13 protein-coding genes are annotated in these 13,466 nt (G+C 60.0%); 8 read left to right on the top strand and 5 right to left on the bottom strand.

Annotated features, from left to right (window positions below; all coding sequences use genetic code 11):
• Positions 1-51 precede the first annotated feature (51 nt).
• The 4 genes from BMG03_RS16965 to BMG03_RS16955 all read right to left on the bottom strand — a co-directional run bounded on the left by BMG03_RS16965 (position 52) and on the right by BMG03_RS16955 (position 3,019).
• Positions 52-1,623 (bottom strand): recombinase family protein, encoded by a 1,572-nt coding sequence (locus tag BMG03_RS16965; RefSeq protein WP_075773986.1) that lies wholly within the window; start codon positions 1,621-1,623, stop codon positions 52-54.
• Entirely contained in the window at positions 1,620-1,799 is a 180-nt protein-coding gene (locus BMG03_RS21060; protein ID WP_075773987.1) for a hypothetical protein, read from the bottom strand. Before BMG03_RS21060 ends, BMG03_RS16965 begins: the two co-directional genes overlap by 4 nt.
• Before the next feature lie 195 nt (positions 1,800-1,994).
• A complete protein-coding gene (locus BMG03_RS16960; protein WP_075773988.1) occupies positions 1,995-2,402 on the bottom strand; it encodes a hypothetical protein in 408 nt (135 codons plus the stop codon).
• 71 nt (positions 2,403-2,473) lie between these two features.
• The gene (locus tag BMG03_RS16955; RefSeq protein ID WP_075773989.1) at positions 2,474-3,019 is read right to left on the bottom strand and encodes a type II toxin-antitoxin system PemK/MazF family toxin; all 546 of its coding nucleotides are present in this window, start codon (positions 3,017-3,019) and stop codon (positions 2,474-2,476) included.
• A gap of 638 nt (positions 3,020-3,657) precedes the next feature.
• On the opposite strand from BMG03_RS16955, the gene BMG03_RS16950 reads away from it, so the two are divergent.
• Positions 3,658-4,584 carry a DUF2971 domain-containing protein gene (locus BMG03_RS16950; RefSeq protein WP_075773990.1) on the top strand — a complete coding sequence of 309 codons (927 nt, stop codon included), beginning with the start codon at positions 3,658-3,660 and terminating at the stop codon, positions 4,582-4,584.
• Positions 4,585-4,640: 56 nt separating this feature from the next.
• On the opposite strand, the gene BMG03_RS16945 is transcribed toward BMG03_RS16950, so the two are convergent.
• A complete protein-coding gene (locus tag BMG03_RS16945; protein ID WP_075773991.1) occupies positions 4,641-6,206 on the bottom strand; it encodes an alpha/beta hydrolase in 1,566 nt (521 codons plus the stop codon).
• Between the two features lie 312 nt (positions 6,207-6,518).
• On the opposite strand from BMG03_RS16945, the gene BMG03_RS16940 reads away from it, so the two are divergent.
• The 7 genes from BMG03_RS16940 to pheT all read left to right on the top strand — a co-directional run bounded on the left by BMG03_RS16940 (position 6,519) and on the right by pheT (position 13,450).
• Entirely contained in the window at positions 6,519-7,916 is a 1,398-nt protein-coding gene (locus BMG03_RS16940; protein ID WP_075773992.1) for a plasmid recombination protein, read from the top strand.
• An 81-nt stretch (positions 7,917-7,997) separates the two neighbouring features.
• On the top strand, positions 7,998-8,321 hold the full coding sequence (locus BMG03_RS16935) for a hypothetical protein (protein WP_075773993.1): 324 nt from the start codon (positions 7,998-8,000) through the stop codon (positions 8,319-8,321).
• Between the two features lie 243 nt (positions 8,322-8,564).
• Positions 8,565-9,638 carry a phenylalanine--tRNA ligase subunit alpha gene (pheS, locus tag BMG03_RS16930; RefSeq protein WP_075773994.1) on the top strand — a complete coding sequence of 358 codons (1,074 nt, stop codon included), beginning with the start codon at positions 8,565-8,567 and terminating at the stop codon, positions 9,636-9,638.
• Positions 9,635-10,309 (top strand): hypothetical protein, encoded by a 675-nt coding sequence (locus BMG03_RS16925; protein WP_157771606.1) that lies wholly within the window; start codon positions 9,635-9,637, stop codon positions 10,307-10,309. The genes pheS and BMG03_RS16925 overlap by 4 nt, the downstream gene beginning before the upstream one ends.
• 34 nt (positions 10,310-10,343) lie before the next feature.
• Complete coding sequence (locus tag BMG03_RS16920) at positions 10,344-10,778, top strand: ASCH domain-containing protein (RefSeq protein WP_075773996.1); 435 nt, start codon at positions 10,344-10,346, stop codon at positions 10,776-10,778.
• The gene (locus BMG03_RS16915) at positions 10,738-11,031 is read left to right on the top strand and encodes a YrhK family protein (RefSeq protein ID WP_075773997.1); all 294 of its coding nucleotides are present in this window, start codon (positions 10,738-10,740) and stop codon (positions 11,029-11,031) included. Before BMG03_RS16920 ends, BMG03_RS16915 begins: the two co-directional genes overlap by 41 nt.
• Positions 11,032-11,041: 10 nt before the next feature.
• Positions 11,042-13,450: a phenylalanine--tRNA ligase subunit beta gene (gene pheT / locus BMG03_RS16910; RefSeq protein WP_075773998.1), complete on the top strand. Its 2,409-nt coding sequence runs from the start codon at positions 11,042-11,044 to the stop codon at positions 13,448-13,450.
• The last annotated feature ends 16 nt before the right edge of the window (positions 13,451-13,466 follow it).

Genomic DNA, 13,466 nt, shown 5'->3' with positions numbered 1-13,466 from the left:
TGGACGGCGATCGTGGCATCGATATGACGTCGGAAGGCAAATTCCGAGCGATCAAGGCGACTGCCCCCGCGCTTCGCCCCCATCCCATACCCTGGAACGCAAACTGCCGAGATCCAGTTGGATCTCGGCAGCCAGGCCATCTTCGGACTTCGTGTCCGGTATGAGGGTGATAGATCGTATCAGAGTCCTCAGCTCTTCGTTGGCGCGAGCGACGAGATCCGGATCGCCGAGCAGCGCTTCGAGGTCCTGGAGCGCCGCCTCGAAGATCGCAGGGATGTCCGGCGGCGTGGCGTCTTTCCTGTCCTGCCGCGCCTCAAGTTGCGCGACCCGGTCTTCGAGTTCCTGGGCCTCTGCTTTGAGTTCCTTGTCGCGCGCGCCGTAGTCGGCGAAGTCGGCGCCGTTCTCGATCGCGCTCATGATGCTGCGGCGGGCTTTGCGCACCTTGGCGAGCTGGGCATTCGCGGCCTTGATGGAGGCCCCCAGATCGGTGTCTTCCAGAATGCGCATCTCGGCCCGGAACGCAGCTTCGAACTCAGCGATCAGTTCAGCGCTGCGCAGCCTGGAGCGCAGAGCGGTGAAGACGCGCGGTTCGATCCGGGTTTGGCGGATCGTGACGCTGTTCTCGCAAACACCTTTGCGGTTCTCACGACACTGGAAGCGGTTCCTGCTCGTCTTGATATAAGGCGCGCCGCAGCAACCGCAGACCATCAGGCCGCTCAGCAGGTGCTTCGAGCGACGCGCCGCCTGCGGATTGCCGGTGCTGGTCGCACGCTGCGTGCGCGTCGCGAGCTCGGCCTGGACCTGATCCCAGAGGTCTTGCGGGATGATCCGCAGCGCGTCGAAGGTTTCCGTCACCGCATCATCTTCGGTCGCGAAGACGGCTTTGGCACCAGTCTCGGGGTGATAGCGGCGGCCGAACTGACAGACCGAAGCCTCGCCGATATAGAGGCGGTTGTTCAGGATGCCTTCACGGCGATCCTTGCGGCCGCGGATCGACGAGGCATCCCAGGTGCCGCCCTTGGGTGCCGGAATCCGATCGGCGTTGAGCGCCTTGGCAATGGCGGTGGCGGAGCGGCCATCCGCCGTCTCCCGAAAGATCCGGCGCACGACCTCGGCCTCTTCCGGGTCGATCTCGCGGTTCAACCCCTCAGCGGCCTCGCGCTTGCGATACCCGTAGGCGCTGGTGTGCAGCCGCCCGCGCGAGACCGCCCCCTGCATGCCGCGCCGCGTATGCGCGCCGATCATCTCCGAGAATTGCTGCGCGCCGATGCCTCCGACCAGAACCGAAAAAAATTCCAGCTCGCCTTCTTTCACGGAGTGCAGCTCGACGCCCTTAAACTGGAACAGATCGAACTGGGTGAGTGCGTCCGCAACCTTGCGCGTCAGACGATCCAGCGCCTCGATCACGACGACATCGATCTCGCCCCGCGCGACCGCCGCCTTCATCGCCTGGAAACCGGGACGGCGCATATTGCGCCCGGTCTTCTCGCGGTCTTCAAAAATCTCGACCACGGTCCAGCCGTTGCGCTCGCATTCGCGGCGCGCCATGGCGATCTGATCCTCGATCGAGGTGGCCTTCTGCAGGCTCGACGAGTAGCGGGCATAGAGGGCGGCGCGTTTCACTGAGCGGTCCTTTCGGTCGGGGCGGTGGTGATGTTGGCGGGCGCGGACGCCTGGGCGAAGCGCCGGGCGGCGGCGCGTCCGAGAAGCGAGACGAGCCCGGTCGGTGCGATCTCGATCCGGGTCGTGCCGCCGGGGTTGTCGTTGGCTGCGGTCAGCGTCTGGGTGGTTGCCTGCATGTCTGCTCCTTGCGGTCTGATTTTTTCGACGCAGGAAGAGTGGATAAGAGCAGGAAAAATACCCCATCGAATTTCGGAAAAAACTTTCAAGTCATTGCTTTCGAACGAAAGAAAGCCTCTTCCGAGTGGTTTGATCTCCCAAAAAAAGGGGGCGCAGATCCCGTTCGGACCCGCGCCCCAAGTTGGGTGGCTAGCTTACTTGCCGAGCCACCGAAGACGGCGGACTTCTTGATCCGCCGCTATCAAATCGGCGACGCGCTCCGAGTGGTTCAGCGCCACCCTCAGTTCGTCGCGAAACACCTCGACCGTGTCGTCGGGGAGGAAGGCCCCGAGCCGCTCGATGCAGAGCGCGATTTCGGCGCGAGCCCCGTCGCCGATCGTGTCGCGCCGCTCCAGCCTACGCTCGAGCGCAGTGAGCTCCGTGCGGATATCTTCGGCGATGCCTTGAGAGAGATCAGAGGCCGATTGCAGGGCAAGGCGCAGCGCGCCGGTCGCATCGGCGGCGATGTCCTGGATCCGGTCGAGATCGGGCGTTTTCTGGTCGGGCGAGGACAGTATGATCCGATGGGTGTTGCCGCTCGGGATCATGTTGGGAACGAGCATTGTTGAAACTCCTGTTGAGAGAGGAAAAGGCGGCAGCGCCGGCGAACTGACGCTGCCGAAAGGCTTCAGCGTCAGGTGCCGGTGATGACCGCCCGCGCCGCGGCCCGGGCCCGGGCTTCGATCAGCGACTTGCGGTCATCGATGCGCGCACGGCGGCGCTCGGCGCGCGCCTCGGCGGCGATGTCGGCCTCGGCCTGGAGGCGCGCCCGTATCGCATGCATCCGCTCCAGCGGACGCCCGGTCAGACGGCCGAGGACAGGGGTGCGCAGGGTCGGGCTGACCGCGAAGGCGCGATTGTTGGGACGCACGATAACGATGCGATCGCCGCGAAACGCCGTCGCGCGCTCGAGCCCGGCCACCCGCGCGTCGTGCGAGCCGAGCGGGATCGCATAGCCCTTGCGGACCTTCTCGGTAACGGAGGTGCCGTAGGCGATGGTGAGCCAGCGCTGCCCTGAGATCAGGGCGGACGCGAGAACGAGACAAGGACGGGCCTTCGGTTCGGGGCCGGTCTTGCCTTCGTCCGTAGGGAAGCGGAACGAGACGATGTCGCCAGAGCGCAAGGTCTCGGACCACGCCTGCGTCGTCGTCTCGACGGTCGAGGGAACGTTGTCGAACATGGGGTTCTCCATTTTGGGAAAAGATCGACACGCTCCCGCTCCGGCCCCTTCGGGGTGTCCGGGTTTCGGTCGCGCGTCATATCGACCGCGCGACCGAAACCCGGACGCCTCGGCGGCCATTCACGCGAAACCGTTCGGGCCCTGGCCCGCGGTCAGTCGAGAACCGGCGCAGTGCTGGAGGGGGTTCGGGGGAGGCGCGCCCAAGCGGCCTCCCCCGGGCGCAGGGGGTGTCCAGAGGGGGAGTGCAGAACGACGACCCTCTGGTCCCGCGGAAGGCGGCCGGGGTAGTCCAGAGGGGGCGGCGAGCGCCCCTATGGTCCGTCGGAGGACGCCAGGGGGAGGCCGGAGGGGGCGCGGCGAGCGACCGCCCTTCGGTCCCGCGGAAGGCGCGGGGTCCGGGGCAGCGCCCCGGCGAACGGCTTCTGACAGGGAGGGCCAACGGCCCGGAATGTCAGATGCTTAGTGAGTAATGGCGTGGCAGACTAGTAAGGCGCAACAAGCTTCACTACGGTGTTCCGAGACACGGAGCTCAATCAAGATACTTTCAGTGGACGCCTGATTCATCAGCGACACGACTGAAATCCGATTTCTCAGTGCCGGAGGGCATTCATGAAACTTTCACGCCAGAATAGATTTAGATGACAGAGACCATAAAACTCCCCAAACGCCTATATAAATATAGAGCATTCAGTCCTCGCTTGCTCGATATGCTCGTCCGAGATGAACTATATTTCTCCGACCCCGCGGATTTCAACGACCCATTGGATTGTCGCCCGTCACTTGAGGCGGATGTCACAAATGATCAATTAGAGCAAATTTTAACTCGAATGCGACAGCAGCGCGCCACAGCAGAGATGGAAGCTGCGGCGAAATCTCTCAGATATCGAGGGATCCGGACCTTAGAGCACATAAACAGGCAAGTCCAAAAAACAGCATCGCAGCTATTGGATGAGATTCGCTACTTAGCAACGGATCCTAGCGCTTTGGTGGAAGATCCCCTGAGTTCACTATTGCAGCATTACATCGAGAAAGAGCTATTACTCCGATATGATCGAGGAATTGTCTCCTTCGGGTCTCGCTCGACCTGCCCACTTATGTGGAGTCACTATGGCGACCAACACAACGGAATATGTGCTGCATATTCAATTCCCACCAATAAAAGAGCAGATCTGCATAAAGTTCAATATGGTGGAAGTCGAATGGTCCGCGCAAGTGATGTTGCCACAATGGATCATGACGCCAAAGCCCGGCGCCGTGTCGACGAAGCGGTCTTGTTGCGTAAAGCTGCGAGCTGGCGTTACGAGCGTGAGTGGCGACTCGTCGGAGAACGCGGAGTGCGTGACTCCCCCCTCGAACTAGAAGAGGTTATATTTGGAATACGTTGTAATGTGGCTGTCAAGTTTGCAATAGTTCAAGCGCTTTCAGAGCGCGAAAGGCCGATAAAATTTTATGAGATGCATGAAGTCAAGGACAAATTTACGCTGAAGAAAACTAGAGTCGATGTGGACGAACTTAATGCACATTTTCCTCGCCGCGCTCTGTCCGTCTATGAGCACTTTGATTGAAAATTAAAAAAGTTGCGCATCAAGAGGAAGAAAAAGATTAACACAAAATAAACCACTCAAGACTTCATTCTCCAATAATTTCCAAAATTATCGGAAACGCGTTCAATTGCGTGCCGGTCCACGGGTTCTGCATTGCTCTTCAATAGGGCAAAAATATCACTTAGGATCGTGCGACTGCTTCCGACGTAGGCATGCGAGAAGTTTCCGAGATCAAGATCGTTAACGAGCACTGTATCCATGCCACTCAAGACGAAGGTTGGGGGTGTTATCCCGACCCGAGGAAAGCTATGAAGCCAACCCGAAACTTTCAACGCAGCATCCAAGTCAGAGACGTAAGAGGTGACGCGCCTGCAATGTTTTATTACATCCACGCCTTGATGAGGCATAATGCCAGCATCGATGTCAGCAGCCGCCAAAATAACCTGATTGATCCTTTTCAAAGTATTCGTATTCCCTTTCGCAAGAACTTCAAGCGCACCAATTGCGCACCTGCAACCCATGCTGTGCGCAATTATATTAACCCTTCTCCCCTCTTGGTCGGAAATAAACTTCTTTATAAATTCTGCGAGTAAATACTTACTAACCTCTACGGCCGCCTCATCAGAAGTGTATTTGTAAATCTTTCCTTTCGACGGCCAGCTGAAAAGTCCAATCCCTTGCCCCACTCCAAGATCATACCCAATCTGAGCCGCTCTTAACACCGCATCTTTGAACGTAGTATTGAAGCCATGGACAAATATGGTTGGGCACTCCTTTCTCTTCATGCGGCGAGCTGAATCTCTGATATATTTACCGAAGAGCTCGCTATCTAGAGAAATTAAACGATGAACACTAAGACGATCATCATGCCGATTCATTAGCCTCTTCCAAAGTGGCGAACCCAGCGAGCCTATTCTATGGCCTTCTGGAACAATCACCTCGCACACACCATAGCTTAGTTGTTCAGCATTAGCGTCTCCATAATCAACTATCTCCCCCCTTTGAACAATCTTGTTTCTATTGGTTCCAAAGAAGACATCATAGCGAATCTTAGGCGTCTTAACTTCCACCGCCTGGCCTCTAGAAAAAAGTCCTCCTGCGCCTTCAATTTTCATCGCGCCATCTGAAATCTTTCTCATAACGGGGGAATCGAGCAACTCATCCTTCGGATTAATTTCAGACCAAGCCTCTAAGTTACGCCTCTGAGATACAGTAAGCACGGTTCCAATAAAAGTGGAATCTATAATACTTGCCCCATGAAGGTCGGCATCTCGAAGGTTAGTGTTTTCAAAAATCGATCCGACAAACTGTGACATTTGCGCATTTGCTTTAGATAAATTCGCGTCCTTAAAATTCGCACCATTAAAGTTCGACAAAGACATATCAGAGTTCGACAGATTGGCGCCCGAAAATTTACCGTGAGAAAAATTAAGATGGGAGAGGTTCGCGCCAGAAAGATCAGCGTCTGAAAGATCAATCCTTTCAAAGTATCTCGAAGTTTTTGGCGAGTCACGAAAATCAGGCGGTAGAAAATCGAAAAAATTTACACCCCGCAAATCCGGCGAGAAGCTCACCTTTTTTCGACGGCGATTCCAGCTTTGAACCCCCTCCCTGAGCCACTCAGCGTGTTGTCCCGCGGTCATTTGCTACCCCAAAAAGAAAAGATTTTCCATTAAATCCGACCTAAGCCCATTAGGGTTTTAACCCCTCAGTTGTCGAAGATTACACACAGGTTCTTCCATGAGGCAAGATTCAAGAAATCGAAGCTTCACAACCCAACACGCACGCGTATACCCCCCTGAAAAACCTGATTCTCTGAGGATTCGGCGCCGATGAATTCGAAGTCGCGCGTTTGGGCGTAGATTGCCGCCTCATTTCTTTCTACTTCGTCACTACAAATTTTGGGTTCACGTGCGCAGCGCGATCTCCTGATGATCACCAGTCAGGAATCCAAAATGTCCATCCACTACCCGTTCGAAACGCTCAACGTCGCCGAAGCGGCCGGCGCCCACCCGATCGCGCTCCGCTTCGAGGAGATGTTCCCGCATCAGCTCCACCGCTACGACCTGCATCTCCGACGCAAGCAACGCGACATGGACCATTTCGATCACGAACGCACTCCACTCAATCGCCACCTCCACGGCGAAGAGGACTGGCTCGAATCCCTGAAGGCTGACATCGAACTCGCCCGCCTGCAAAACCTCAATCAAGAGGTCGAGGGTCTGCAGCGCACACGCGGCTCCAACGAAGCGCAGAAACGCCTTATCGAAGGCCCTCGCGATCCGTGGCGTGCGTCGAAAGGTGGCCCTCTGCGCGAGTTCATCATCACCGCCAACAAGGAGTGGTTCGAAGAGACGAGCGACAGTGCCAAGCTCTTCGACATCCGCGAGCAAGAGGCGCGAGAACGCCAGTTCGAAGCGCGCGCGCTCGAATGGCTAAAGAGCCGCTTCGGCGACATGCTGGTCCATGCGCGCGCCGACCGTGACGAGACGACCTTCCATATCCACGGCATTATCGCCCCATGGCACGAGAAACACTCAAAGCGCAGCGGGCACCAACGCATGCTCCAGCCCTCCGCGCATCCGCTTCTCAAGGACTATGAGAAGGCGCAAGACGACGTCGGAGCCTTCTTCGCTGAGCTGGGTCTCACCCGAGGCGAGCGACGCGCAGAGGCACGCCGCAAGGCCAAGGAGGCCCGCAAGACAGACCCAAGCGTCGAGATTCCGAAGAAGCGTAGGCACATCCCCGCTCACATCTGGCGGGCCGACGAAGAGCTGCGACTGGCGAGTGAAGCCCGCAAGCTCAAGGCCGAACAAAAATCGGCACAGGCAGAGCGGGATGAAGCTGCGCGCGCGAAGCGTGAAGCCGATCGAAAGTCACAAGAGGCGCACACCGCGTCTGCACAGGCTCAAATGCGCACGCAGGCGGCGGACGAGGTGCTGCAGATCGCCGAGCAGGCCGCACGAGGAAACCTGCGGCCCGGAGAGGACGGGCGCCTCGCAATCCGGCGCGACGATCAAGCCGCTCTCGAGACCCGGAAAGGTCTGGAACGCGTGCTCACCAACCCCGCTCCCGCCGCGCGAAAGCTGATCCGTCATCTGGAGCGGACCTATGGCGCCTTCCGGCAAACCGCGACCCGTCGCGCAGAGGCGGAGGTCGAGACGCGCATGAATGCAGTCATGCGCGCTGAGACCGCGCTTCTCGCGCTCCGCAACAAGATCGCCGGCGCTCTGCCAGAAGCTTTCAGGAAGCGTTTCGTCGCCGAGACCACGAAGCCCGGAGCGGAGCTGGAGCGTGCGATGCGAGCCGTTCGGAAGGGTGATCAGGGGCCCGAAAAGGAAGACGAACGGTGAGCAAAAGATTCCCGTTTTTACTCTGCCCATGACGCCCCAGCTTTAGGGTCCAACCGGACTTATTAACGAAAGGAATACCCTATGACGGTTCAAATCCCCCAGACGAAACGCGACGCGATCTTCAACGAATACTGCCGCATCCAGGACAAGATCACGAAGGTCGCCGAGAAGGAGCACAAAGCTCAGCTGCGTCGGCGGCGCTATGTCCTCGACGCGTTTGGCAAATGGCTCGACAAGGCTCCGCGGAGCGAGGTCGAAACCTTCCTTGAGACGCTTTCCGATGCGTCCAGCGTCGCTGACAGCAAGCGGATCGCGGACTACCTCAACAGCCTGCCTCCCGAGCCGGAATCCACGGCTCCCGTCGCTCGCTCGACTATTGAGGCGAAGACCGACGAAAGGGCCTAGCCGACGGTGACCGAAGAGAAGGGGAGTTGATCCGAGTTTCGTCCAACGCCTCTGCCGCCCGCAGATGAAAGCAAAGCCCGCCAGTGCTCTGGCGGGCTTTTCATCAATCAAATTGCAGGTGATGCCTGCGCGACAAATAACGGTCGGGCAGCGCCCCCATCCGCCCTTTGCCTGCAAGCGCGAGGTTGCAAAGGCGCGCCGGCGCGGCTAACCCGTCTCCGAGGCAAATTCCCGGGGAATGATATGCAAGAGCTTCGCGATAAATACCTGAACGCCGTGGCCGATGTGACCGACGAGGCCGCGCTGGAAGAGATCCGTCTGGCCGCCTTGGGCAAGAAGGGCGAGATCAGCCTGAAGATGCGTGAGCTGGGCAAGATGACCCCGGAGGAGCGCCAGACCACGGGCAAGGCGCTCAACGTGCTGAAGGACGAGATCGACGCGGCGCTGCGCGCGAAGAAGGCGGCGCTGGCGGATGCGGCGCTCGATGCGCGGCTGCGCGAGGAATGGCTGGATGTGACGCTGCCGGGCCGTCCGCGGCGGCAGGGCACCATTCACCCGGTCTCTCAGGTGATGGACGAGGTCACCGCGATCTTCGCCGATATGGGCTTTGCGGTCGCCGAAGGCCCGCAGATTGAGGACGACTGGCACAATTTCGACGCGCTCAACATCGCGCCCGAACACCCCGCGCGGCAGGAGCATGACACGTTCTTCATGCATCGCGACGAGGGCGACGACCGCCCGCCGCATGTGCTGCGCACCCATACCTCGCCGGTGCAGATCCGCGCGATGCTGGAGCAGGGCGCGCCGATCCGCGTGATCGCGCCGGGCCGTGTCTACCGTATGGACATGGACCAGACCCACACGCCGATGTTCCATCAGGTCGAAGGTCTGGCGATCGGCAAGGACATCTCGATGGCGAACCTGAAATGGGTGCTGGAGGAGTTCTGCAAGGCCTTCTTCGAGGTGGACGGCGTCGAGCTGCGCTTCCGCGCCTCGCATTTCCCCTTCACGGAGCCCTCGGCCGAGGTCGATATCCGCTGCTCGTGGGAGGGCGGTTCGCTCAAGATTGGTGAGGGCGACGACTGGATGGAGATCCTCGGCTCGGGGATGGTGCATCCGAAAGTGCTCGAATCCGCCGGGATCGACCCGAACGAATGGCAGGGCTTCGCCTTCGGCATCGGGATCGACCGCCTCGCGATGCTGAAATACGGCATCCCGGACCTGCGGGCGTTCTTCGAGAGCGACCTGCGCTGGCTGAAGCATTACGGGTTCAGCGCGCTGGATCTGCCGACGGTGGCTGGTGGGTTGAGTCGGTGACGTCCCGCACTTCATTTTATTCGTTATGGCGAAGATTTCGCGAGTATTCGCGGAAATCTGGTGAAGTACATGCGGGTGTCTTCTTTGCATTTGTGGTATGTGGGGCGATTCTCATTGTTGCGCTTCCTGACGCTGCGGCCGGAATAGTCGCTGCCACCGCTGCCCTAATCATCGCCTTCGTCGCTTACCCATGGCAAAAGGCAAGAGATCGCGAGTTGAAGCAGCACAGTGAAAAGCTGGCGGCCTATCAGAGGTTTGTTTCTGAAATAACTAAGCATCATTCGCTAGTCGCGACTACTTGGTACAACGACGGCAATAAAGCAGTCCAAAATGACGAAGCGTGGAAACCAATAATCGCCGCTTACCCCGGTGTGGTATCTTCAAGCTATGATTTGATATTCTATGCACCGGCAGACGTCATTGAAGCCTGTCAGGAATATCTTGAAGCGGTACTAGCTTACGAAGTGATGGTATTGGGGCCGCTCGGCCTAGAGAAGCAAGAACGCTCAGCAAAGAAGTACACGGGTGATCTTGGAACATTCAAAGCTGCTCAGCGCGCGCGACGCAGAGCAATTCTAGCAATTAGGAAAGACATATCCGACGAAGCTCCCGAGGTGAGTGAAGAGGCGATAAACGCCTTTTTCGTGCTGACGCCGGCGGAAAACGGCTAAGACTTGATCGGTGTCTTCCCGGCGACGTGATGATATGCCCAACACCCCCATCACCTTCACCTTCGGCGATAGCCGCGAACTCTGCGACCAGCTCCTCACCCTGATCCGCCAAGGCAAGAAGACCGCCACCTGCGGTGCGCTCACTTACTTCACCGAAGGGGGCGAGGATATGCCGGTGGTGGGGCGGCGCGATATCGCGCTCGACTGGGACGGCAAGCCCGCGGTGATGATCGAAACCGTCGAGGTCACGATCCGGCGGTTTTGCGATGTCGATGAAGACTTCGCGCTGGCCGAGGGGGAGAACGAGACGCTCGAGGGCTGGCGGCGCGATCATCAGGCCTATTTCGAGCGTAACGGAGGTTTTAACCCCGAGATGGAACTCGTCTGCGAGCGGTTTCGCTTGATAGAGGACTATCAAGGAGCCTCAAATGTCACAGAACAAGCGCCTCTTCGACACTCCGAAGCATGAACAGACCCCCGAGCAGCGCCGTTTCGTCGCCATCACCGAGATCGCCTATACGGTCGTGGATTTCGGCGCGGCCTTCTGTTTCGTCGTGGGGTCGATCTTCTTCTTCTACGACAGCCTGATGGTCCCGGGGACGTGGTTGTTCCTGATCGGGTCCATCCTTTTCGCGGCAAAACCCTCGATCCGGCTCTGGCGGGAGTTGAAACTCCTCGAGATGGGGGATTACAAGGACCTCGCTCTGCGCAGAAAATCCTGAGGGAAGTCCGATGAAATTCACCCTGTCCTGGCTCAAGGATCATCTCGAGACCGAGGCCACCGTCGATCAGATCGCCGAGGCGCTCACCGATCTGGGTCTCGAAGTCGAGGAGGTCGTCGATCCGGCGGCGAAGCTCGAGACCTTCACGCTGGCCAAGGTGCAATCCGCCGAGCAGCACCCCGACGCCGATCGTCTCCGGGTCTGCATGGTCGAGACCAACGAGGGGGTGAAGCAGATCGTCTGTGGTGCGCCGAATGCGCGGGCCGGGATCACGGTCGTGCTGGCCAAGCCCGGCGATTACGTGCCCGGCATCGACGTGACGCTGTCGGTAGGCAATATCCGCGGTGTGGAAAGCCACGGCATGATGGCCTCCGAACGCGAGCTGGAGCTGTCGGACGAGCATAGCGGTATCATCGAACTGCCGTCGGGCGAGGTCGGGCAGAAGTTCACCGACTGGCTGGCCGAGAACCGTCCCGAGGCGGTCGATCCGGTGATCGAGATCGCGATCACGCCCAACCGCCCCGATGCGCTTGGCGTGCGCGGTATTGCGCGCGATCTGGCGGCGCGGGGGCTGGGCAAGCTCAAGCCGCTCGACGTGCCGAAGGTCGAGGCTGCGTTCGATGCGCCGATCTCGGTGACGATCGACCCGGCGCTGAAGGACAAGGGCTGCCCGCTGTTTGCTGGTCGCGTGATCCGCGGTGTGAAGAACGGGCCGTCGCCCGACTGGCTGCAAAAGCGGCTGCGCGCGATCGGTTTGCGTCCGATCTCGACGCTGGTCGATATCACCAACTACTTCACCTATGACCTGAACCGGCCGCTCCACGTCTTCGACATGAAGAAGGTGACGGGCAACCTGGTGATCAAGCAGGCCTCCGGCGGCGAGGAATTCCTCGCGCTCGACGAGAAAACCTACACCGTGCGCGCAGGCGATATGGTGATCTGCGACGACAAGGGCGTCGAGAGCCTTGCCGGGATCATGGGGGGCGAGGAATCCGGCGCGGATGAGGACACGGTCGATGTGTTCCTCGAGAGCGCCTATTGGGACCCGATCACCATCGCGGCCACGGGCCGTGCGCTGAAGATCAACTCGGATGCGCGGTATCGGTTCGAGCGCGGCGTCGATCCGGCCTTCACGCTGCCGGGGCTGGATCTGGCAGCGAAGATGGTCGTCGATCTGTGCGGCGGCGAAGTGTCGGACGTGGTGATGGACGGCGCGGTGCCGGATGTCAGCCGCGCTTACAAGCTGGATCCGGCGCGGGTGATCTCGCTCGTCGGCATGGATATTCCCGAGGCCACGCAGCGCGAAACGCTGGAAGCTCTGGGCTTCACGCTGGAGGGCGATATGGCGACGCCGCCGACTTGGCGCCCGGACGTGCTGGGCTCGGCCGATCTGGTCGAGGAAGTGGCGCGGATCGCTTCGCTGACCAAGCTCGAAGGCAAGCCGATGGGCCGCGAGACGACCGGCGTGCCCGGCGCGATCCTCACCCCGATGCAGCAGCGCGAGCGGATGGCGCGGCGCACCACGGCGGCTTTGGGGTACAATGAGTGCGTGACCTACAGCTTCATCGACGAGGCCTCCGCCAAGCTGTTCGGCGGTGGCGCGGATGCGACCAAGCTGGAGAACCCGATCAGCTCGGAGATGACGCATATGCGTCCCGACCTGCTGCCGGGTCTGCTGCAGGCGGCCGCCCGCAATCAGGCGCGCGGCATCGCCGATCTGGCCTTGTTCGAGGTCGGCCCTGCGTTCAACGGCGGCGAGCCGGGGGAGCAGGTTCTGCAGGCGACGGGGCTTCTGGTCGGTCACTCCGCGCCGCGCGATCCCTTCGGCTCGCGCCGTCCGGTGGACCTCTATGATGCGAAGGCCGATGCCGAGGCCGTGCTGGCCGCGGTCGGCGCGCCGGCGCGCGCGCAGATCAACCGCAAGCTCGATGCGTGGTGGCATCCGGGCCGCGCAGGCAATGTGGCGCTCGGGCCGAACCTGCTGGCGACCTTTGGCGAGGTGCATCCCAAGGTGCTGCGCGAACTGGGCGTGAAAGGCCCGGCGGTGGCGTTCACCATCCGTCTGGCGAACATCCCCTTCCCGAAGAAAAAGGGCGCGACGCGGCCCGCGCTGCAGATTTCCGATCTGCAGGCGGTCGAGCGCGATTTCGCCTTCGTCGTGGATGCGGATGTCGAGGCGCTGACGGCGGTGAACGCGGCGATGGGCGCCGACAAGAAGCTGATCGAGAGCGTGAATGTCTTCGACCAGTTCACCGGCGCCAAGGCCGAGGAACAGATGGGCGTGGGCAAGAAGTCGATCGCGCTGACGGTGCGGATGCAGCCCGCCGACAAGACGCTGACCGATGCCGAGATCGACGCGGTGAGCAAGAAGATCGTCGAGAAGGTGAGCAAGGCCACCGGCGGCACGCTGCGCAGCTAAGGTTGTCCTCGAGAAA

The sequence above is a fragment of the Thioclava nitratireducens genome, assembly GCF_001940525.2.
GTDB lineage: Bacteria > Pseudomonadota > Alphaproteobacteria > Rhodobacterales > Rhodobacteraceae > Thioclava > Thioclava nitratireducens.
This window is presented reverse-complemented; position numbering and strand designations above follow the sequence as displayed.